The following is an 18,461-nucleotide window of genomic DNA, read 5'->3' as shown; positions in this document are numbered from 1 at the left end:
CTTTCGATTGTCTTTTTTTATCCTATGAGACAAGTTCCTTGAAAAGAAGGACAAACCATGATTAAATGCAAAAAAGGATTTTCACCTGCCTTTGAGCAAAACAGTTGAAAGTCAAAATAGGTCAGAGTATACTATAGTCAAAGATGGTCAAACAACAGACCATTTTCTTTAACATTCATTGGTCAAATAAAGTCAAACTTTAAAATATAAGGAGGTCATGGCAAATGCGTTGTCAACATTGTCAAGTAAATGAAGCAACAATTCGCCTGAATATGCAAGTGAATTCATCCCGGAGCCAAATGGTTTTATGTGAAGACTGCTACACCTCTTTGATGGAGCAATCAAAAATGAAAATGGTCGGAGGAAGCTCATTCTTCTCTGAGCAAGCAGGACATACGCAAAACATAGAGCAGCCAAAGCAAAAAGGGTTACTCGATGAACTTGGCCGAAATTTAACAGATGGCGCGAATGCTGGTTTAATTGATCCAGTCATCGGCCGTGATGAAGAAGTCGCAAGAGTCATTGAGATTTTAAATAGAAGAAATAAAAACAATCCCGTCCTCATTGGTGAACCAGGTGTTGGGAAAACAGCGATTGCTGAAGGACTTGCACTGAAAATTGCAAGTGGCCATGTACCAAATAAATTAAAGAACAAACAAATCTATTTATTAGATGTCTCGTCCCTTGTCGCGAACACAGGGATACGTGGTCAATTTGAGGAAAGAATGAAGCAGTTAATTAAAGAACTGCAAAGCCGTAAAAATATTATCTTATTTGTAGATGAAATTCATCTTCTTGTAGGCGCAGGGTCTGCCGAAGGGTCAATGGATGCTGGAAACATCTTAAAACCAGCCCTTGCACGAGGCGAGCTCCAGCTAGTAGGTGCGACGACATTAAAAGAATATCGTCAAATTGAAAAAGATGCCGCACTTGAACGGCGCTTCCAGCCCGTCATTGTAGATGAGCCAACACAAGCTGAAGCAATCGAGATTTTAAAAGGCATTCAAGATAAGTATGAAAGCTACCATGGCATCACCTATTCAGACGAAGCGATTCAAGCGTGTGTTCAATTATCTTCACGGTATATCCAGGACCGTCATTTGCCGGATAAAGCCATTGATTTAATGGATGAAGCAGGTTCAAGGGCGAACCTCTCCATTGATGCAGCAAGTGAAGATGAACTAACAAATCGCCTGAGTGAAATTGCTGCTGAAAAACAGGCTGCTTTAAAAGAAGAACAATACGAAAAAGCAGCAAAGCTTCGAGATGAAGAAGAAGCCATTGAAGCAAGACTTCAAAACAAAACAAATCACAAAGAACATGTCGTCACAGCAGAAGACATTCAAGCCATTGTCGAACAAAAAACAGGCATCCCTGTTGGCAAACTGCAAGCAGACGAACAAACCAAAATGAAAGAAATTGACGTCCGCTTAAAAGCACGAGTGATCGGTCAGGAACATGCGGTTGAAAAAGTAGCGAAAGCTGTGAAGAGAAGTAGAGCCGGCTTAAAATCAAAACATAGACCAACTGGCTCCTTCCTATTCGTTGGACCAACAGGTGTTGGGAAAACCGAATTATCAAAAACGCTAGCTGAAGAATTATTTGGTTCACGCGAGGCGATCATCCGATTAGATATGAGTGAGTACATGGAGAAACACTCAGTATCTAAGCTCATCGGTTCTCCACCTGGTTATGTTGGACATGATGAAGCAGGTCAACTGACAGAAAAAGTGCGCAGAAAACCATACAGCATCATTTTGCTGGATGAAATCGAAAAAGCACACCCTGATGTGCAGCACATGTTCCTTCAAATCATGGAAGATGGCCGGTTAACAGACAGCCAAGGCAGAACTGTCAGCTTTAAAGATACAGTCATCATCATGACAAGTAACGCAGGCAGCACAGATAAAACGGTTAAAGTCGGCTTCCAGTCTGATCAGGAAGAAGCAATCGAGGAACAATCACTCATTGATTCACTCAGCGCCTATTTCAAACCAGAATTCTTGAACCGTTTTGACAGCATCATTCAGTTTGACTCCTTAGATCGAGATGATTTAGTGAAGATTGTAGATCTTCTGCTCAATGAGCTGTCAGCACAATTAAAAGAGCAAAATTTAACAGTCCATGTGACAAAAGAAGCGAAAGAAAAAATTGCAGAACTTGGATATCATCCTGCATTTGGTGCTCGTCCATTGCGAAGAACCATTCAAGAGCACGTTGAAGATCAAATGACGGAGATATTGCTTGAAGAAGATAAGCTTTCAGGATTTACTGTAGCTGTTGAAGATAACGAAATTGTCGTTAAAAAAGGATAAGTACATCTTAAGAAGGATTTACAGCTCCATCATGTGGCGGTGTCTAAGTTCCATCCGCACGCCGACGCTCCCCCGCCTCTTTTCATTTAAGATAAAAGAAAAAGAGGTGGATCACATGATGAATTGGAGCTATGATCTTGTCAAAATCATGTATGAGGAAAAATTAAAAGAGCTGCTTTTAAATGAAACTGCTCAAAGAAATTAAAAAGAAACTCCCTTTATATTAGAGGGAGTTTCTTTTTTAAAGCAATAGAAAGCGCTTTCGTCAAAATTTCTTCACAGAAACTGTCTTAATTTGATATTCAGACTAAAACCCTTCTAGAAGACACCGATATTAACTATAGAAAAAGATAGTTAAAGGATTTGGTGAGATAATGGACAAAACATCGTTAATAGGTATTATTTTAGCATTTATTGCACTGAGTGTCGGTATGGTTTTGAAAGGTGTAAGTCTAACCGCTCTTATCAACCCAGCGGCTATATTGATCATTGTGGTTGGGACGATTGCAGCTGTTGTCATCGCATTCCCATCTAGTGAAATTAAGAAAACACCAAAATTGTTCGGCAAAATTTTCAAAGACAACAAGCTTCCAACGATTCAAGAAATGATCCCTCTTTTTTCAAACTGGGCACAAATTGCGCGTCGTGAAGGTCTTTTGGCTTTAGAAGCTAGCATTGAGGAAGTAGATGATGATTTCCTTAAGAACGGTTTAAGCATGGCCGTTGATGGTCAAAGTGCAGAATTTATTCGTGACGTCTTAACAGAAGAAGTTGACGCCATGGCTGAAAGACACCAGTCAGGCGCATTAATCTTTACACAAGCTGGTACATACGCTCCGACGCTTGGTGTACTTGGCGCCGTTGTCGGACTTATTGCTGCACTTGCTAACATGGGAGATATTGAAGCACTTGGGCATGCAATCAGTGCTGCCTTCGTTGCGACACTGCTTGGGATTTTTACTGGGTATGTGTTATGGCATCCATTTGCCAACAAACTGAAGCGTAAATCAAAGGAAGAAGTAAAACTTCGTCTGATTATGATCGAAGGGATCCTTTCTGTTCTTGAAGGTCAATCTCCAAAAGTGATTGAACAAAAACTTCTCATGTACTTACCAGCGAAAGAACGTGCAAATCTTGTCATTGAAGAAGGAGAAAAACAAAATGGCTAGGAAACGTAAAAAACATGATCACGATGACCATGTAGATGAATCTTGGCTGATCCCTTATGCCGATCTTCTAACGCTTCTACTCGCTCTCTTCATTGTGCTTTTTGCATCTAGTTCGATTGATGCGGCAAAATATGAACAGATGGCTAAGTCTTTTAATGTCGTCTTTACAGGCGGTACTGGTGTCATGGATCAATCCAGCATGCAAAGTACTGAAGAAACTGAAAATAGCAACCAGACCAAGAAAGCAGCGGAAGAAGATGAAGAAGCTAAAGCGAAAGCTCGAGATCATGCTGTTCTCACAAAGGTCAAAAAGCAAGTGGATTCCTTCATTGCTAATAAGAAACTTGGAGCTAAGCTCGAAACAAAGCTGACGGACGAAGGTTTGCTCATTACGATAGAAGACAGTATCTTCTTTGATTCTGGCCGAGCAGTTATTCGCCCTCAAGATGTCCCGTTAGCAAAGGAAATTTCAAAACTACTCGTTATTAACCCCGCTCGTGACATCGTCATTAGCGGACATACTGATAATGTACCGATCAGAAATTCAGATTTTGAATCCAATTGGTATTTAAGTGCCATACGTGCTGTAAACTTTTTGAGTATTCTTCTTGAAAACAGCAATTTAAACCAAGAGAACTTTAGTACAAAAGGTTTTGGTGAATTCAAGCCGATCGCTTCAAATGATACGGCAGAAGGCAGAAGTAAAAACCGACGCGTAGAAGTACTGATTTTACCGATTGAGAAAAAAGCAAAATAAAAAAGGGAGCCCTCGGCTTCCTTTTTTATTTATTCTTTATGATCATATAAATGTTTTGCACGAAGTCCCACATGTTTAAGCATGTCAATGCAGGCATCCTTCTCTTCTTCGCTCAGGACACTGATCATCTCATGAATTTCTTTCGCGTGATCTGGGAAGATATCATCAAGCAAAGTTCGTCCCTGCTCGGTAATATGCGCAAATGTGACCCTGCGGTCTTCTGCACAGGCCTTACGACTGAGGAGTTCTTTCTTCTCCAATTTATCGACCACATACGTGATGCTGCCGCTTGCAAGTAAAATCTTATCACCGATTTGCTGAAGTGGCTGATCCCCTTTATGATACAGTAATTCTAATACCGCAAATTCAGTCGGATTCAGTCCGTGCTTCACAATATGTTTGTTCATGTGATGATTAATTGAGCGATAGGCACGTGATAATACAATAAATAATTTCAAAGATTTTTCAACATTATGATTTTCCATTTTTTTATCATCCTTTATGAAATGCAACCCACTAATGTGACATTAATAAACAATAAGTAAAATGTCAACATCTTGATCTATCTTTAGCATGAAAATGAGACCAGAACGAATCACCTAATTTTTTAAAAATCACACAAGTCATCGTAATAAAGATAGGTTCAATGCTATAATAAGTCTATTAGGTAATACGTTGGAGCGATGAATGATGAGTATACTGAAAGGGCTTTGGAAGAAGATCAGGCTGTACCTTATTTTGGTCATGATTCCAACCCTAATCATTAGTTATTTTATCTACGAAAAAGAAACGGAAAAAATTGATTTAAAAAACAAACAAACTGCTACACTTATGTTAAATATTCACAAAAACCAAATGAATTATTTAATTAGTGAAACAGAAGCAAGATTAACTTCACTTGCCATGGGATTTGACCAGCCTCTCAAGACGAAAAAAGTACAAAACATCCTAGAGAAAATCTATAAACAAGAACCTCGTTTTTCAGGTCTGTATCTCCTAGACAAAAAAGGAAATGTAACAGTTAGCACCACACCATTAAAGGAAAAAATTAACCTATCATTCAGAGATTACTTTAAGCGCATTCAAGTGACAAAGCAGACGGTGATCACAGATAACTATGTGAGCCGAATTACAAAACAGCGGATTCTTTCCATTTGTGTGCCTGTGCTGGATGAAAACGAAGAAGTCACCAATGTGCTAGTCGCCGCCATTCAAATTGATTATTTAAGAAATATAATGAATGTATTGAACCCTGATCTTCATTTTCAGATGCTGAATCAAAATGGACATGTTGTGTTTACAAGTGGCCCACAACCAGCATCAGAAAATGGTAGCACTGTGTCTACATATTTAGATGAAAACAGCTGGAAGCTGGAGGTCTATCCGCAGCGCGCTTCAACAGGTGAAGTGCTGTCTGTTATGCTGATCCCTTTATCCAGTGCTTTTATTTTATTAAATATTTTATTCACACTTGTTCAATATATCATTTTAAGGCGGCAAACCCAGCAGGAACGTCACCAAAATGAAGCGCAAAAGCTTGAATTAATCGGAACCCTCGCAGCAAGTACGGCACATGAAATTCGCAACCCCTTAACAGGGATTAGTGGTTTTATACAGCTTTTGCAAAAGAAGTATCACTCTGAAGAAGATCAGCTCTATTTTTCTGTCATTGAAGAAGAAATTAAACGAATTAACCAAATCGTTAGTGAGTTTCTTGTATTAGGGAAACCAACGGCTGAAAAATGGCAGAATAACTCTGTAAAAGAAATTGTAAGTGAGATCATGCCGATCGTTTTCTCTGAGGCGAACCTGTATAATGTTGAGGTTGATCTGCAAATTAATACGATTCAAGATGTGGGGGTCTATTGCACAAAGGATCATATTAAACAAGTTGTATTAAATGTTGCGAAGAACTCGTTAGAAGCGATGCCAAATGGCGGTCATTTGAAGATTTTGATTGAGGCTGAAAAAGACCATGTCATTATTAAAGTGAAAGATACAGGCGAAGGCATACAAGAAGAAATGTTAAAACATATCTTCCTCCCTTTTATTACGTCGAAGGAAAAAGGAACAGGTCTTGGACTTGTCGTGTGTAAACGAATCATTTCGATGTATGGCGGAACAATTGATATCGAGAGCGAAGTGAATAAAGGAACAACTGTCATGATCATGCTGCCTTCTGCTCACTCAGCATAGCTGAAACATTCAGCCGGTTTTGCTTAGGCAAGACCGGTTTTTTTATGTCAATAAGAGGGACGGTTCACAGATAGCAGACTCATTTGAGAGACAAGATCATGAAAGGAGGGGGCAGATTGTTTCTCATGAAAAAGGAGATACTGATACTCATTCATCAGGTTGTCCAGTTCTTGACTATATTTAATTGTCGTCTCACCAGTGTAACCCTCTGCTTGAGCAGCTTCTACCATCTGTTTTCTCTTCTCGTCAATTGACATTAGCAATTGCTCTTTTCTTACATAACTATTCATGATCTCAGCTCCCGCAATAAATTCGACTGTCTATGCTCAAATTGATCCGACACCAAAATTATACTTTATTTGTAAATTAAATTAAATATGCTTATTTTATTTAATTTTTTACAGCCTAAAGACCTCTTACCCACTCTTATTTGGGGGTAAACTTCAAATTTGGACAGGACTGACACATGGATTAAACAGAATTTTATCCTATGCTGAAGATCAAAATCAACTATTTTCTTTCTCGTTTTATACCTATTTTCCTAAAAAAAAGCTGATCTTCCGCCTCATGCGGAATGATCAGCTCTTGTCATTAAACCGTTTCTTCCTCGTAAATTGGCACCCAGCCCTCAGTTGTGACAAATATGCGAACTGCGACCACTTTTCGATCCTCTTGAAGTGTAAAGTAGTGACGAATATGAGGTGGAACAGAAATTAAATCGCCTGGGTTCAGTCTTACATCAAAAAAGACGCCATCCTTCCCTTGAATGGCAAAGATTCCATGACCACTTACAATAAAACGGACTTCGTCATCTGTATGGTGATGCTCACGCTGAAAATTTTGGAGCAGGTCATCTAGGTTTGGTGTGGCATCAGATAATGAAATCACATCCTGTGCTTTGTACCCTCGTTTCTCTGATATACTCTCGATTTCCTTTTGGAAAACAGTCAAAATCTCGTCCTTTTCTTCATCTGTTAAATCATACTTTTCTGATAATCGGTTTGGCAGCTTTGCAATATCCCAATGTTCATAAATGACCCCTTGGTTTTCTAAATAGGCTGCCACCTCTTGTTCGCTTTCAAGTAATGTATTCTCTTCATTATGAATCAAAATCGTCGCCATGTGCTTTTCCTCCTTTTTATGTGACAAGCTGCTTTTGATAAAGCGTTAATTTTAAGTAGTAGCTAAACAAAAATTCATACGCCTCTAATACTCGTTTTGCTTCAGAGGCAGTTTTTCCCCAGACTGTGATGCCGTGATTTCGAATAAGCACAGCACCTGATTCCGACTCTTCAGTGAGATGCTTTGCAAATTGTGCTGCAAGATGCGGAATATGGGCTGGATTTTCAATAATCGGTAACGACACTTCTGCATCCTCTTCCCAGTAACCAAGCGCTTTGATGATTTCGTTTCCTTTGAAACGAATCTCGCCCTTATCCCCATACAGCTCAGAGATCACATTATTGTCGATAGTATGGACATGGAGACAGCAGCCTGCATTCGTCCGCTCATACACATATGTGTGAAGTTGTGTTTCAGCTGATGGTCTAAGCGGTACGTCAGGATCAACAGGGTTACCTGCTGCATTTACTAAAACAAAGTCTTCATCTGTTTCTTTTCGTTTATCTTTGCCGCTTGCCGTCACCAAAAACGTGATTGGATCATCCGACACCTTAATCGATAAATTGCCGCTTGTTCCGTAAAAACAGTCTCTTTGTGCCAGTTCACGTTTGACGTCTGCTAGCTCCTGCCAGCGCTTGTTCTTTTCGTCTGCCATTCCTTCACTTCCTTTATTTGATCAAATTGTGCTTTAAGATCAATAAATGTTTCATACTCTTCATGAACAAGCCCGAGCTCTTTACATTCGTTTAGCAAGTAGTCACGCGCAAATGTGAGATCCGCATGCTTTGCCGCCTCCACATCGGTGACTGAATCTCCAATCATGATAATGAAGTCATTCTCACGGGTCAGTTCTCGAATGATTGACGGCTTACAGCATCCGCAGCCATTTTGACATTGCGAATCGCAGGCATGTGGCCATTCAATCTGAATATGCTCTTCGTGAAATGAGGCATGATTGCAATAAATATCCTCTCTTTCCACAATGCCCTCGAGTATGGGATATACAAAAAAGTCCATCCCGCCGCTTAGCACATAGAAGGGAATATCAGCCTTTTTCACATGATTAACAAATTGCTTGAATCCTTCTCGAATCTCTGTATCTTCTAAAATAAACGATTGAATGGCTTCTTTTTGATCACTCTTCAGTAATTGAAACATCTGCCCGACGCCTTCTTGAATGGTGATCTCCTTTGTGAGAACATCGTCCTTCAGCTTCGTCCATTCACTTGGTGCAAAGTGCTTCATGATGCGAATGATATTATCATTTTTCGTAATGGTTCCATCAAAATCACAACATACAATTGGTTTTTTCATTTATTCTACTACCCTTCCCCATAATTCAAGTGCTGCTTTTAAGTCTTGGCAAGAAGCTGTCTTCTCTTGGATTGACTCACCATGTATCACCGCATCAATGATCGATCGAAATGCTTTCCCTCCGCCGATCGCTCCACGAGGATGTCCGTGAATTCCTCCACCAGCATTTATCACATGGTCGAGTCCAAAATCTTTCATCAAAACTGGAACCATTCCAGGATGAATGCCTGCTGACGGGACTGGGAATGTTTTTTGAACCGAATCCTCTTTTACACAAGCTTCATAGATTCCAAAAGCATCTTTTTTCGGAAGTGCGACCGACCCATACGGTGAGGGAAAAAGACTTAAATCAGCGCCAGCATATCGATTTAATTTACCTAAAAGAAGAGAATGGGAGAATCCATATTCAGGTGATGATGTCAAAGCGCCGCTTACTGCAGGATGGGCCATAATAGGCAATCGAATATCTGGATCCTCAGCTAAGCTTTGCATGACATCTAGCCCGTAGGCAAAAACGTTGAATAAGAGTGCATCCGCTCCGAGTTCAGCTGCCTTTCTTGCTCGATCCCTCAGTTCAAAGGTTCTTCCTGTTAAATGAACGGCATATAGCGTTCGGTGCCCTGTCTCTTCATATGTTTCTTTTAATATCTTTTTTCCTTCTTTGATTCGATCTTCAAAAGGGGCTAGCGGGCTCTCAAATAAAATTTCATCGTCTTTGATAAAGTCAACACCGCCTAATGCTTGTAAACGGAGTTGTTCTTTTAAATCTGTCATATCACGGCCAATGACACCTTTAAAAATACTCATCAACAAAGGTCGATCAAACACGCCTGTTTTTTTTCGTATGCCATCAATACCAAATACCGGTCCTGGCAGGCTTTTTTTAAATCTATCCGAGAATTGAATGTCCACTAGTTTCACTTTTCCATCTAGTGAAAGCTTTCCAAAGATCGTCGACAAAACAGCCGGTATATCTGCTGAAAAGTTAGCCTCAGGATAAGCAATGGTCACCTCAGATTGATATAGACCGTTCTCGGCTGGGGTAAATTTTTCTGTTACCTTTTCTACCCGGCCTTTATGCTTTTGAAGCTGCTCTTTTTTGAGCTGCGGTAAATCCGTCCATGATCCAACTGTTAAACCAAGCGCGATCTGCTCCGCTTTTCGGTTCACTTGTTCATCCTCTCGATGTGTTAATACGTATGTTGCCAGTAATTCACTCACTAGGAATCCCCTTTCGATTGCGTCATACATATGGTCAATAAAAAAACCTCTTCAAGTGCTTAATCAGCGCCTTAAAGAGGTTGTTTCGTGTCATTCATCCGAATCTTATCTCTCAGCGCTTGCTGCAAGAATTAGCACCGTGCTTCATGGAAGTCGGTTGCCGGGCTTCATTGGGCTAGTCCCTCTGCCTACTCTTGATAAGAATATTCAATTTTTAAAATATTGTCTGAATTATCGCACCGTTTTTTCATGTTGTCAATGGCTTATTTTCAAACAGATTCAAGGCAGCAATTCGCTGAGCGGCTTCTTTTAACCGCTCCTCATTTGTTAAAAGTCCTACTCTGACGTATCCTTCACCGTGAGTACCAAACCCATTCCCAGGTGCCACAACCACATGTGCTTTCTCTAATAATACGTCAGCAAAAGATTCAGATGTATATCCTTCTGGCACCTTTAGCCAAGCAAAAAACGACCCCTTTGGTGCAGTGACCTCCCAGCCAATCTCCTTGCACGCAGCAATCCACACATTTCGCCGTTTCTCATATCGATTATTCTGCACCTGTACGCACGTTTGGTCGCTTAACAAAGCTTCCACTGCCGCATCTTGAGTGGCTTTAAACAGTGAAACAAACAGGTGATCCTGATAAAGCTCAATCGCGTTAATAACAGACGGATTTCCTGCTGCAAATCCGACTCTCCAGCCCGCCATATTATACGTTTTAGACAATGTATAAATTTCAATCCCCGTCTCTTTCGCTCCATCTGTTTGCAAAAAGCTGATCGGCTTTTCCCCATCAAACCCAATGCCGCCGTAGGCAAAATCATGGACAACACAGAGTTTGTGATCTTTAGCGAATGTCACGGTTTCTTCAAAAAATGATTGGCTTGCCATAGCACCTGTCGGATTGTTGGGATAATTTAAATACATCAACTTTGCTTTTTTCTTAACATCCTCAGGCAACCGGTCATAGTCAGGTAAAAAATCATTTTGCTCAAGTAGCGGCATCGTCACCATCTGAGCTCCAGCGAGCACGGCACCTGACCAATAATCAGGATAACCTGGATCTGGAACAAGGAGCGTATCACCCGGATTCAGCAAGCATTGCGGCAGCTCAACAAGTCCCGCTTTCCCGCCAAATAAAATCGCAATTTCCGTCATCGGATCAAGTGTAACCCCATATTCTCTTTCATAAAAGGCAGCGGCAGCCTTTTTTAATCTCGCTGTTCCGCGGAATGAGGAGTATTGATGATTTTCAGGTTTTGCGACCGCTTCTTGCATCGCTTTTACAATGTGCACGGGAGTTGGCTGATCAGGATTTCCCTGCCCTAAATTAATAATATCTGCGCCTTCCTCCACTTTTTTCTGCACTTTTTGCACAAGGGATGCAAAAAATTGTGTCGGTAATTGTTTCAATACATCTGACTGCTGAAATTCCATTTTTCTTCACCTTCTATTCAAGTTACGTAGCAATACAAACACTGTAATGGATTGTTTCACGAATTGTAAAGCAATTTTGAAAAAGGATTGACATGTGAACTGCAGCTCTGATAATATCTTGAATTAAGAAATGCAAGTAGACACGAAACAATTACATATTGATTTCTCTTATCGAGAGTTGGGCGAGGGATTTGGCCTTTTGACCCCAACAGCAACCGACCGTTAATACCACTGTGAAGTGGGGCGCAGCAAGTAAGCGCCAAGACAATTGTCTTATAGGGCACGGTGCTAATTCCATCAGACGTATGTGCTGAGAGATAAGAGAGGCTTTGAGCATACACGACATCAAGCCTCTTTCTCTCAGGAGAAAGAGGCTTTTTTATATGATTTGGAGGGGAAGCAATTGGTTACACTTACGGCATCATATGAAGAATTAACAGAAAGCTCGGCAGTTGCACTCGCAATTAGACTTGGCTTGATCCAAGAAAGCAGTCATTTGACATGTACGGAAATCGGTGACGGAAATTTAAATTACGTCTTTCATATTTTTGACCATAAACAAGAAAAAGGATTGATTATCAAGCAGGCACTTCCCTACGCCAAAGTGGTCGGAGAGAGCTGGCCACTTACATTAGACCGTGCGAGGATCGAAAGTGCTGCCCTAATCAAGCAGTCAGAATATACGCCGCACCTTGTACCAGCAGTCTATTATTCAGATACAGCTCTTGCTGTGACGGCTATGGAGGATCTATCACACCTAGAAATCGTCAGAAAAGGGCTAATTGCCGGAAAACAATATCCGCATTTATCTGATCATGTCGGAGAATTCTTAGGAAAAACACTTTTTTACACTTCTGACTTTGCCACAAATCCTAAAATCAAAAAACAATTTGTGAAGCAATTTACGAATCCAGATCTTTGTGACATTACCGAAAAGCTTGTCTTCACAGATCCTTTCTTTGATAGCAGCACAAATGATTTTGAAGAAGAATTAAGAGAAGTCGCCGAAGCGCTTTGGGCAGATCTTGAAGTGCAAGCAAAAGCAGCTGAATTGAAGCGTATTTTCCTGACATCTGCCGAAACACTTGTTCATGGAGATCTTCATACAGGCAGTATTTTTGCAAGTGAGACGGAAACAAAGATCATTGATCCAGAATTCGCTTTTTATGGTCCCTTCGGATTCGATATCGGTCACTTTATCGCCAACCTGTTCCTAAACGCTTTGTCTCGTGAAAATGAACACGATCAGCAGCACCTTTTTGACCATGTCGTCAATGTATGGGCGACCTTCAAGGAAGTGTTCGCAAAGGCTTGGAAAGAAGACAGCATTGAAGCGTTTAGTGTATCTGACAGCTTTTTAGAAACAACCTTTGACCGTATTTTAAAAGAAGCAACAGGCTTTGCAGGCTGTGAGCTTGTCCGCCGAACGATTGGCCTTGCTCATGCCGCTGATCTTGATGCGATTCCATCACCATCTAAACGGATTCAGCAGAAAAAAACAGCACTTACGCTCGGAAAAACATTCATCAAACAATATCATGCAGTGGAAACAGCGTCTGACCTCGTCGCATTATTCCAGCAATCTGTAAAGGAGTGACGGGTTTTGTCTAAAGAATTTGAAGTCCCCCGTTCTGTCGAATGGGAAGAAAACCATATTAACATTCTGAATCAGCAAAAATTACCGGCAGAAACCGTGTTTGAGCATCTATATACAAAAGAAGACGTGTATGATGCCATTGTCACGTTAAAAGTGCGTGGAGCACCTGCCATTGGCATTACAGCAGCTTTCGGACTGGCGCTCAGTGCCCAAGACATTGAGACAGAAGACATTGATGTGTTTCAACAAGAAGTCATTCAGATAAAAGAATATTTAAACAGTGCTCGTCCAACCGCTGTGAATCTAGCCTGGGCATTGGAGCGGTTGTTGCGGCGCATTGAGCGTGCAGCTTCAGTCAATGCAGCCAAAACAGACCTTGTCCATGAAGCCATTCAAATTCAAATCGAAGATGAAGAAACATGCAGACAAATCGGTCAAAATGCACTCCAGCTCTTTAAATCAGGTGATCGGATTATGACCATTTGCAATGCAGGTTCCATCGCCACAAGCCGTTACGGAACAGCCCTTGCTCCATTCTATTTAGCGAAAAAGAAAAATCTCGATCTTCACATTTATGCCTGCGAAACACGCCCTGTTCTCCAAGGGGCTAGACTGACAACATGGGAGCTCATGCAAGGCGGCGTAGATGTGACGCTCATCACAGATAATATGGCAGCTCACACGATGAAGGAAAAGCAAATTTCTGCTGTCATTGTTGGAGCTGATCGTATTGCCCGTAATGGAGATGCGGCGAATAAGATTGGCACGTTAAGTCTTGCTATTTTAGCCAAGCATTTTCAAATCCCATTTTTTATAGCTGCACCGCTGTCTACCTTTGATGTCTCAACTAAAGACGGATCAGATATTCCAATTGAAGAGCGTGACCCGCTGGAAGTAAAGGAATTTAACGGCGTCCAAATTGCACCACCTGATGTTCAGGTATTCAATCCCGCCTTTGATGTCACTCCTCACCATCTCATTTCAGGGATCATTACAGAGAAAGGGATTATCACATCGAACTATACTGAAGAGATTGATGCCCTGTTTGCTGAAAACATCTCACTCTGATCATAAAAAAAGCGCCGTGTACTTCTTATTTAAGAGCACCGCGCTTTTTTATTTCATTCGTTTTGGCTAAGATTTCGTTTTTCTGTTCTTCTGTCAAAACGTTCATTTTGACACATAGTGAAGTGATGGCATACATTTTATTCTTTTTGTCCCAAAGCATTCCCTAGCGCCCTCCTTTTTCCCTCAACCAACTTTTTTAGCTTAATAAAAGGATATGTCGCTTGGAAAACTTTTGGAACAGGTCAATCGATTTATTTTTGAACAAATGGGATACCTTCTAATTCAAGCAGAATCGCTTTCATATCTGTCTTCGTTCCTGCATAGCCCGTCAGAGATCGGTCTTTTCCAATCACTCTGTGACAGGGAATAAAAATAGGTATTGCATTGCGTCTGTTGGCTTGTCCAATCGCTCTCACTGCCTTTGGGTTACCAATCGTTTCTGCAATATCTCCATAACTTTTTGATTCACCATACGGAATAGCCGAAAGTGCTTCCCATACTTGCTCTTGAAACAAAGTTCCCGTTTGCTTGAGCGAGAGATCGAATACTTGGCGCTCACCCTTGAAATATTCATCTAGCTGTTTTTTCGCTTCTTGTAATACAGACGTTTCTTTTTCTTTTAGATTGGATGCTTGCTTTTTTGCTAAAAACGGCTCATCATCAAACATCACTTCAATGATGGCATCGTCTTTTTCTAGTATGTATAGTGCCCCAATTGGTGCGTGATAGACGGTATAATACACGTTAATGCTCTCCTTCTTGTTTCTTCTGTCTAAGTGGCAGCGTGAGATGGAAGACGGTTCCTACCCCTTCCTCACTTTCTACCTCAATGGTTCCTTGGTGCTCTTCAATAATTTTATAACTAACCATTAAGCCAAGTCCAGTTCCTCTTTCTTTTGTCGTATAAAATGGTTCCCCTAGACGCCTCAGCTTGTCCTCTGCCATTCCGCAGCCTTCATCCCGCAGTGATATAACAATATGCTCTTCGCCCTTCCTCTGAATGGTCACATAGACATTTCCTTTTCTCGGCATGACTTCAATTGCATTTTTTAGAATGTTAATAAAGACTTGTTTTAATTGATTTTGTTCGCAATAAATGAGCGGTATCTCATCCATTACATTGAGATGCATTTGAACGTTGCCAAGGTTCGCCTGTGCGTGCAGCAGATCCATCGTGTCTTTCACAATTTGCACCACATTTTTTTCTTCATATACGATGGCTTGCGGCTTCGCTAAAATCAAAAATTCGGTGATGATCGATTCAATTCTTTTCAGCTCTGAAGTGATCACATTAAAATAGAGGGAATACTCCCCTTCTATATTTCCTTTTAACAGTTGAATAAAGCCTTTTAATGCTGTCATTGGGTTTCTGATTTCATGCGCAATGCCAGCGGCAAGCTCACCGACCACATGAAGGGTATCTGATTTTCTCACGCGCTCTTCTAATTCCTTCCGCTCTGTCACATCTCTAAAGATCGCCAAATTCATATTATGAATGATGTTGCGTTTAAAAGAGAATTCTAATATCCGCTGATCTGGGTGGTTCAGCACAAACGGCACTTCATTGTCCATTTCATCTAATGACATCGCCTGGGCAGGCTGTGCCAAATGTTCAACTTGATAAGGCGCGAGGATATGGAAAAGATTCATTTCCGTTAAATGATCATCTTTTAACCCGAGCAGCTCGCTTGCGGATGGATTGACTTCGATAATGCGGTATTGGTTATCAAAAAGAACAATGCCGTCCATTGATCCATTAAATACTTTACGGAATTTGAGCTCACTTTCCCGCAGCTCCTCCTCCATCCTTTTTCGATCACTCACATTACGTAAAATGGTTAAATGCTGTCCTTCTAATACCGCATGCTTTGATGTAAACTCAAGCTCTTTAAACTGCCCATTCGCCATTCTGAACAAAAGCTCTTCCCTTATTTCATGATTCCGAATATATCGCCTTCTAGTCGGTCTATATCTCTGATCAGATTTCACGAGAAAGTCTGTGAGTTTTTTGCCTATCAGTGAATGCATAGGTAATTCAAAAATGCGGCAGGCTGATTCATTGGCTCTCACAATCTCTCCATCATCCGCCCAAATGATGATCGCATCCATTGCATTTTCAAAAATTTCTCTAAAGCGTTCTTCACTTTTTAACAGTTTTTCTTCCATTAATCTTTTTTCTGTAATATCCCGCATGATGGACATATAAAAACCGCTCATCACATTTGATGTAATGGTGAGCTCGAATAATTTGTACTGACCAGATTGAAGGGTAACGGGAAGCTCTCCCTTGGCTTTCCCAGTCTCTTTAAGTGATGTTAAAAGGTGCTGTAAGGCTGGAAGATTTTCATCTTCGACAAATTCATTTAAATAACGATCGGTTAAATCAGTCTTTTGCAGTTCAAAGCTCTGACAAAAGGAATGATTGGCGTCGATCATGCAGCCATCCTGATCAAAAATGACCATGCCGTCAATGGCTCGGTCAAACAAATCTTTGAACAGTTGCTCATTCATCGATCGTTCTCGTTCTAATATTTTCTTTGAGGAAATATCTCGCATGACCACAATATATTGCTGATTCAAGACGTCATGCTCTGCGACAAATTCAATGTATTTTGTTTCTCCGTTTTCAAGCTGAATGGAAATTTCTCTTCTTAACGTTCCTTTTCGAAAAAATAAATCAAGGGAGCATTCAATTTTGTCTTTCGGGATGCCGTATAGGAAATCTAGAACGGATTTATTGAGGAGGTCTTCTTTCGATGTCTGTACAAGCCTGCATGTCGCTTCATTGGCTTGGATAATATTGAGGTGTTGATCAAATATGAAAATGGCATCTAACGTCTTATTTAACAGCATTTTTTGCTGCATCAACTCTGTTCGCAAATATTCGTTCTCTTTTTCTAATTTTCTGATATCTTCTGCGCCATCGAGCGTTTCAGTCATTCTCTTACACTCCTTTTCCAGCCTCATTCCTCTACAATATTTCTACAATATTTTCATTGTTCCTTCATTCGACTCATAAAAAAAGATAACTTTTTACACGAAGACTGTCTCTTTTGTTGCATTTGGATGACAGGATTGAACCTCGATTCTCTTTTCTTACGCTTTTTTTACAACCGTTCTACAATTTCACATCAAATAGCGAAACGAGCCAAAAAGTATTTTAAAATGGGGCAAATACGGGAACAGTGCACTTAGAACATTTATGTTTAAAATCAAGCAGGAAAGGTGATGTTATGGCATCTTCACGAGATAGTTATTTTGATAATGCGAAGTTTCTTCTGATTTTTCTAGTGGTTTTTGGTCATTTGTTACGATCATTCATTCATGATAATGATTGGATGCTTTATTTATACAAGTTTATTTATACTTTTCACATGCCTGCCTTTATTTTGGTTTCCGGGTTCTTTGCAAAAGGGTTTAGAAAACCAGGTTTTATGAAAAAAGTCGCTGTTAAGCTGATCATCCCATATTTCATTTTTCAGGTGATCTATTCCGTTTACTATTATCTCTTGCAGGATCAAAGCATCGCCAATTTAAATCCAATTGACCCGCAATGGTCTTTATGGTTTTTAATTAGTTTATTCTTTTGGAACTTGCTACTCATTCCTTTTTCTAAACTGCCATTTCAGTGGGCGATGATCGTCAGTTTGTCAATTGCATTACTTGTCGGTTACGTGGACAGTATTAGCAATACGCTGAGCTTGTCACGTACATTTGTCTTTTTGCCGATGTTTTTAGCTGGCTTCTATTTAAAAAAGCAGCATTTTGAATTCATCCGTACAAGTAAAGGAAAACTGGCAGCACTTCTTGTATTAATGGCTGTATTCTTGTTTTGCTATTTATATGAATTTGATTATTCCTTCTTATTTGGATCGCAGTCATATGCTTCTCTTGGTGATGAAGGAGTCATTGCGGCAATGAAACGAATGGCATGGTATTTGCTTGCATTCGGCGCTACATTCAGCTTCTTTGCTTTAGTCCCAACACGACGTTTCTTCTTTACAAAATGGGGCACAAGAACGCTATATGTGTATTTATTACATGGCTTTGTCATCAAGCTCCTTAGAACGACTTGGTTTGATGACTGGGCGCTGAATGCAGCAAGTGTGCTCATGTTATTACTACTGACCATTCTGCTCACCTTTACCCTGTCTAGCACCTTTGTTAAAACCGTTGCACAGCCAGTGATTGAGCTCAAAATGACCAATCTTATGCGTACAATTACCGGCAGACAAGGCAGTTATAGCAAATAAAAAACGATCCT

General features: G+C 40.5%; 17 protein-coding genes and 2 riboswitches. Of the genes, 7 read left to right on the top strand and 10 right to left on the bottom strand.

The window, feature by feature from the left end; all coding sequences use genetic code 11:
• The first annotated feature begins 224 nt into the window (after positions 1 to 224).
• The 3 genes from MKX52_RS06385 (at position 225) to motB (ending at position 4,241) form a co-directional block, all read left to right on the top strand.
• Positions 225 to 2,315 carry an ATP-dependent Clp protease ATP-binding subunit gene (locus MKX52_RS06385; protein ID WP_342491691.1) on the top strand — a complete coding sequence of 697 codons (2,091 nt, stop codon included), beginning with the start codon at positions 225 to 227 and terminating at the stop codon, positions 2,313 to 2,315.
• Positions 2,316 to 2,689: 374 nt separating this feature from the next.
• Positions 2,690 to 3,484, top strand: coding sequence for a flagellar motor stator protein MotA (motA, locus tag MKX52_RS06380; RefSeq protein ID WP_012009742.1), 795 nt, complete (start codon positions 2,690 to 2,692; stop codon positions 3,482 to 3,484).
• The gene (gene motB / locus MKX52_RS06375) at positions 3,477 to 4,241 is read left to right on the top strand and encodes a flagellar motor protein MotB (protein ID WP_012009741.1); all 765 of its coding nucleotides are present in this window, start codon (positions 3,477 to 3,479) and stop codon (positions 4,239 to 4,241) included. The genes motA and motB overlap by 8 nt, the downstream gene beginning before the upstream one ends.
• Before the next feature lie 29 nt (positions 4,242 to 4,270).
• On the opposite strand, the gene MKX52_RS06370 is transcribed toward motB, so the two are convergent.
• Entirely contained in the window at positions 4,271 to 4,726 is a 456-nt protein-coding gene (locus MKX52_RS06370; protein ID WP_088004408.1) for a MarR family transcriptional regulator, read from the bottom strand.
• 205 nt (positions 4,727 to 4,931) lie between these two features.
• Here MKX52_RS06370 and MKX52_RS06365 point away from each other — a divergent pair, with 205 nt between their 5' ends.
• Positions 4,932 to 6,437, top strand: a complete 1,506-nt coding sequence (locus MKX52_RS06365; protein ID WP_012009740.1) for an ATP-binding protein — start codon at positions 4,932 to 4,934, stop codon at positions 6,435 to 6,437.
• Positions 6,438 to 6,484: 47 nt separating this feature from the next.
• Here MKX52_RS06365 and MKX52_RS06360 read toward each other — a convergent pair whose 3' ends face one another.
• The 6 genes from MKX52_RS06360 to MKX52_RS06335 form a co-directional block, all read right to left on the bottom strand.
• Positions 6,485 to 6,727: an aspartyl-phosphate phosphatase Spo0E family protein gene (locus MKX52_RS06360; RefSeq protein ID WP_161985449.1), complete on the bottom strand. Its 243-nt coding sequence runs from the start codon at positions 6,725 to 6,727 to the stop codon at positions 6,485 to 6,487.
• Between the two features lie 301 nt (positions 6,728 to 7,028).
• On the bottom strand, positions 7,029 to 7,559 hold the full coding sequence (locus MKX52_RS06355; protein ID WP_342491690.1) for a cupin domain-containing protein: 531 nt from the start codon (positions 7,557 to 7,559) through the stop codon (positions 7,029 to 7,031).
• Between the two features lie 16 nt (positions 7,560 to 7,575).
• Positions 7,576 to 8,214, bottom strand: a complete 639-nt coding sequence (locus MKX52_RS06350) for a methylthioribulose 1-phosphate dehydratase (protein ID WP_342491689.1) — start codon at positions 8,212 to 8,214, stop codon at positions 7,576 to 7,578.
• Positions 8,178 to 8,873 (bottom strand): 2-hydroxy-3-keto-5-methylthiopentenyl-1-phosphate phosphatase, encoded by a 696-nt coding sequence (locus MKX52_RS06345; protein ID WP_342491688.1) that lies wholly within the window; start codon positions 8,871 to 8,873, stop codon positions 8,178 to 8,180. The genes MKX52_RS06350 and MKX52_RS06345 overlap by 37 nt, the downstream gene beginning before the upstream one ends.
• Entirely contained in the window at positions 8,874 to 10,094 is a 1,221-nt protein-coding gene (mtnW, locus tag MKX52_RS06340; protein ID WP_151022355.1) for a 2,3-diketo-5-methylthiopentyl-1-phosphate enolase, read from the bottom strand.
• 102 nt (positions 10,095 to 10,196) lie between these two features.
• Positions 10,197 to 10,298: riboswitch (SAM riboswitch) on the bottom strand.
• Positions 10,299 to 10,341: 43 nt separating this feature from the next.
• Positions 10,342 to 11,532, bottom strand: a complete 1,191-nt coding sequence (locus tag MKX52_RS06335) for a pyridoxal phosphate-dependent aminotransferase (RefSeq protein WP_342491687.1) — start codon at positions 11,530 to 11,532, stop codon at positions 10,342 to 10,344.
• 165 nt (positions 11,533 to 11,697) lie between these two features.
• A riboswitch (SAM riboswitch) is annotated at positions 11,698 to 11,856 on the top strand.
• 79 nt (positions 11,857 to 11,935) lie between these two features.
• Here MKX52_RS06335 and mtnK point away from each other — a divergent pair.
• Positions 11,936 to 13,129 carry an S-methyl-5-thioribose kinase gene (mtnK, locus tag MKX52_RS06330; RefSeq protein WP_342491686.1) on the top strand — a complete coding sequence of 398 codons (1,194 nt, stop codon included), beginning with the start codon at positions 11,936 to 11,938 and terminating at the stop codon, positions 13,127 to 13,129.
• A 6-nt stretch (positions 13,130 to 13,135) separates the two neighbouring features.
• Positions 13,136 to 14,197, top strand: a complete 1,062-nt coding sequence (mtnA, locus tag MKX52_RS06325; RefSeq protein ID WP_342491685.1) for an S-methyl-5-thioribose-1-phosphate isomerase — start codon at positions 13,136 to 13,138, stop codon at positions 14,195 to 14,197.
• Positions 14,198 to 14,222: 25 nt separating this feature from the next.
• On the opposite strand, the gene MKX52_RS06320 is transcribed toward mtnA, so the two are convergent.
• The 3 genes from MKX52_RS06320 to MKX52_RS06310 all read right to left on the bottom strand — a co-directional run bounded on the left by MKX52_RS06320 (position 14,223) and on the right by MKX52_RS06310 (position 17,137).
• Positions 14,223 to 14,357 carry a hypothetical protein gene (locus MKX52_RS06320; protein ID WP_260851677.1) on the bottom strand — a complete coding sequence of 45 codons (135 nt, stop codon included), beginning with the start codon at positions 14,355 to 14,357 and terminating at the stop codon, positions 14,223 to 14,225.
• Positions 14,358 to 14,448: 91 nt separating this feature from the next.
• Positions 14,449 to 14,940 (bottom strand): methylated-DNA--[protein]-cysteine S-methyltransferase, encoded by a 492-nt coding sequence (locus MKX52_RS06315; protein WP_342491684.1) that lies wholly within the window; start codon positions 14,938 to 14,940, stop codon positions 14,449 to 14,451.
• Between the two features lies 1 nt (position 14,941).
• Positions 14,942 to 17,137, bottom strand: coding sequence for a PAS domain-containing sensor histidine kinase (locus tag MKX52_RS06310; RefSeq protein WP_088004401.1), 2,196 nt, complete (start codon positions 17,135 to 17,137; stop codon positions 14,942 to 14,944).
• Between the two features lie 293 nt (positions 17,138 to 17,430).
• Between MKX52_RS06310 and MKX52_RS06305 the strand changes: the two genes are divergently transcribed.
• Positions 17,431 to 18,450, top strand: a complete 1,020-nt coding sequence (locus MKX52_RS06305; RefSeq protein ID WP_012009729.1) for an acyltransferase family protein — start codon at positions 17,431 to 17,433, stop codon at positions 18,448 to 18,450.
• The last annotated feature ends 11 nt before the right edge of the window (positions 18,451 to 18,461 follow it).

The sequence above is a fragment of the Bacillus sp. FSL R5-0422 genome (genome assembly GCF_038610765.1).
GTDB classification, from domain to species: Bacteria; Bacillota; Bacilli; order Bacillales; family Bacillaceae; genus Bacillus; species Bacillus pumilus_O.
Note: the sequence above shows the minus strand (reverse complement) of the source record. Positions and strands in the feature narration are given on the sequence as shown.

Excerpts from the sequence above, each read along its gene's own strand:
- MKX52_RS06385 (WP_342491691.1), top strand. The coding sequence starts at position 225 with ATGCGTTGTCAACATTGTCAAGTAAATGAAGCAACAATTCGCCTGAAT.
- motA (WP_012009742.1), top strand. The coding sequence starts at position 2,690 with ATGGACAAAACATCGTTAATAGGTATTATTTTAGCATTTATTGCACTG.
- motB (WP_012009741.1), top strand. The coding sequence starts at position 3,477 with ATGGCTAGGAAACGTAAAAAACATGATCACGATGACCATGTAGATGAA.
- MKX52_RS06370 (WP_088004408.1), bottom strand. The coding sequence starts at position 4,726 with ATGGAAAATCATAATGTTGAAAAATCTTTGAAATTATTTATTGTATTA.
- MKX52_RS06365 (WP_012009740.1), top strand. The coding sequence starts at position 4,932 with ATGAGTATACTGAAAGGGCTTTGGAAGAAGATCAGGCTGTACCTTATT.
- MKX52_RS06360 (WP_161985449.1), bottom strand. The coding sequence starts at position 6,727 with ATGAATAGTTATGTAAGAAAAGAGCAATTGCTAATGTCAATTGACGAG.
- MKX52_RS06355 (WP_342491690.1), bottom strand. The coding sequence starts at position 7,559 with ATGGCGACGATTTTGATTCATAATGAAGAGAATACATTACTTGAAAGC.
- MKX52_RS06350 (WP_342491689.1), bottom strand. The coding sequence starts at position 8,214 with ATGGCAGACGAAAAGAACAAGCGCTGGCAGGAGCTAGCAGACGTCAAA.
- MKX52_RS06345 (WP_342491688.1), bottom strand. The coding sequence starts at position 8,873 with ATGAAAAAACCAATTGTATGTTGTGATTTTGATGGAACCATTACGAAA.
- MKX52_RS06335 (WP_342491687.1), bottom strand. The coding sequence starts at position 11,532 with ATGGAATTTCAGCAGTCAGATGTATTGAAACAATTACCGACACAATTT.
- MKX52_RS06320 (WP_260851677.1), bottom strand. The coding sequence starts at position 14,357 with ATGCTTTGGGACAAAAAGAATAAAATGTATGCCATCACTTCACTATGT.
- MKX52_RS06310 (WP_088004401.1), bottom strand. The coding sequence starts at position 17,137 with ATGACTGAAACGCTCGATGGCGCAGAAGATATCAGAAAATTAGAAAAA.
- MKX52_RS06305 (WP_012009729.1), top strand. The coding sequence starts at position 17,431 with ATGGCATCTTCACGAGATAGTTATTTTGATAATGCGAAGTTTCTTCTG.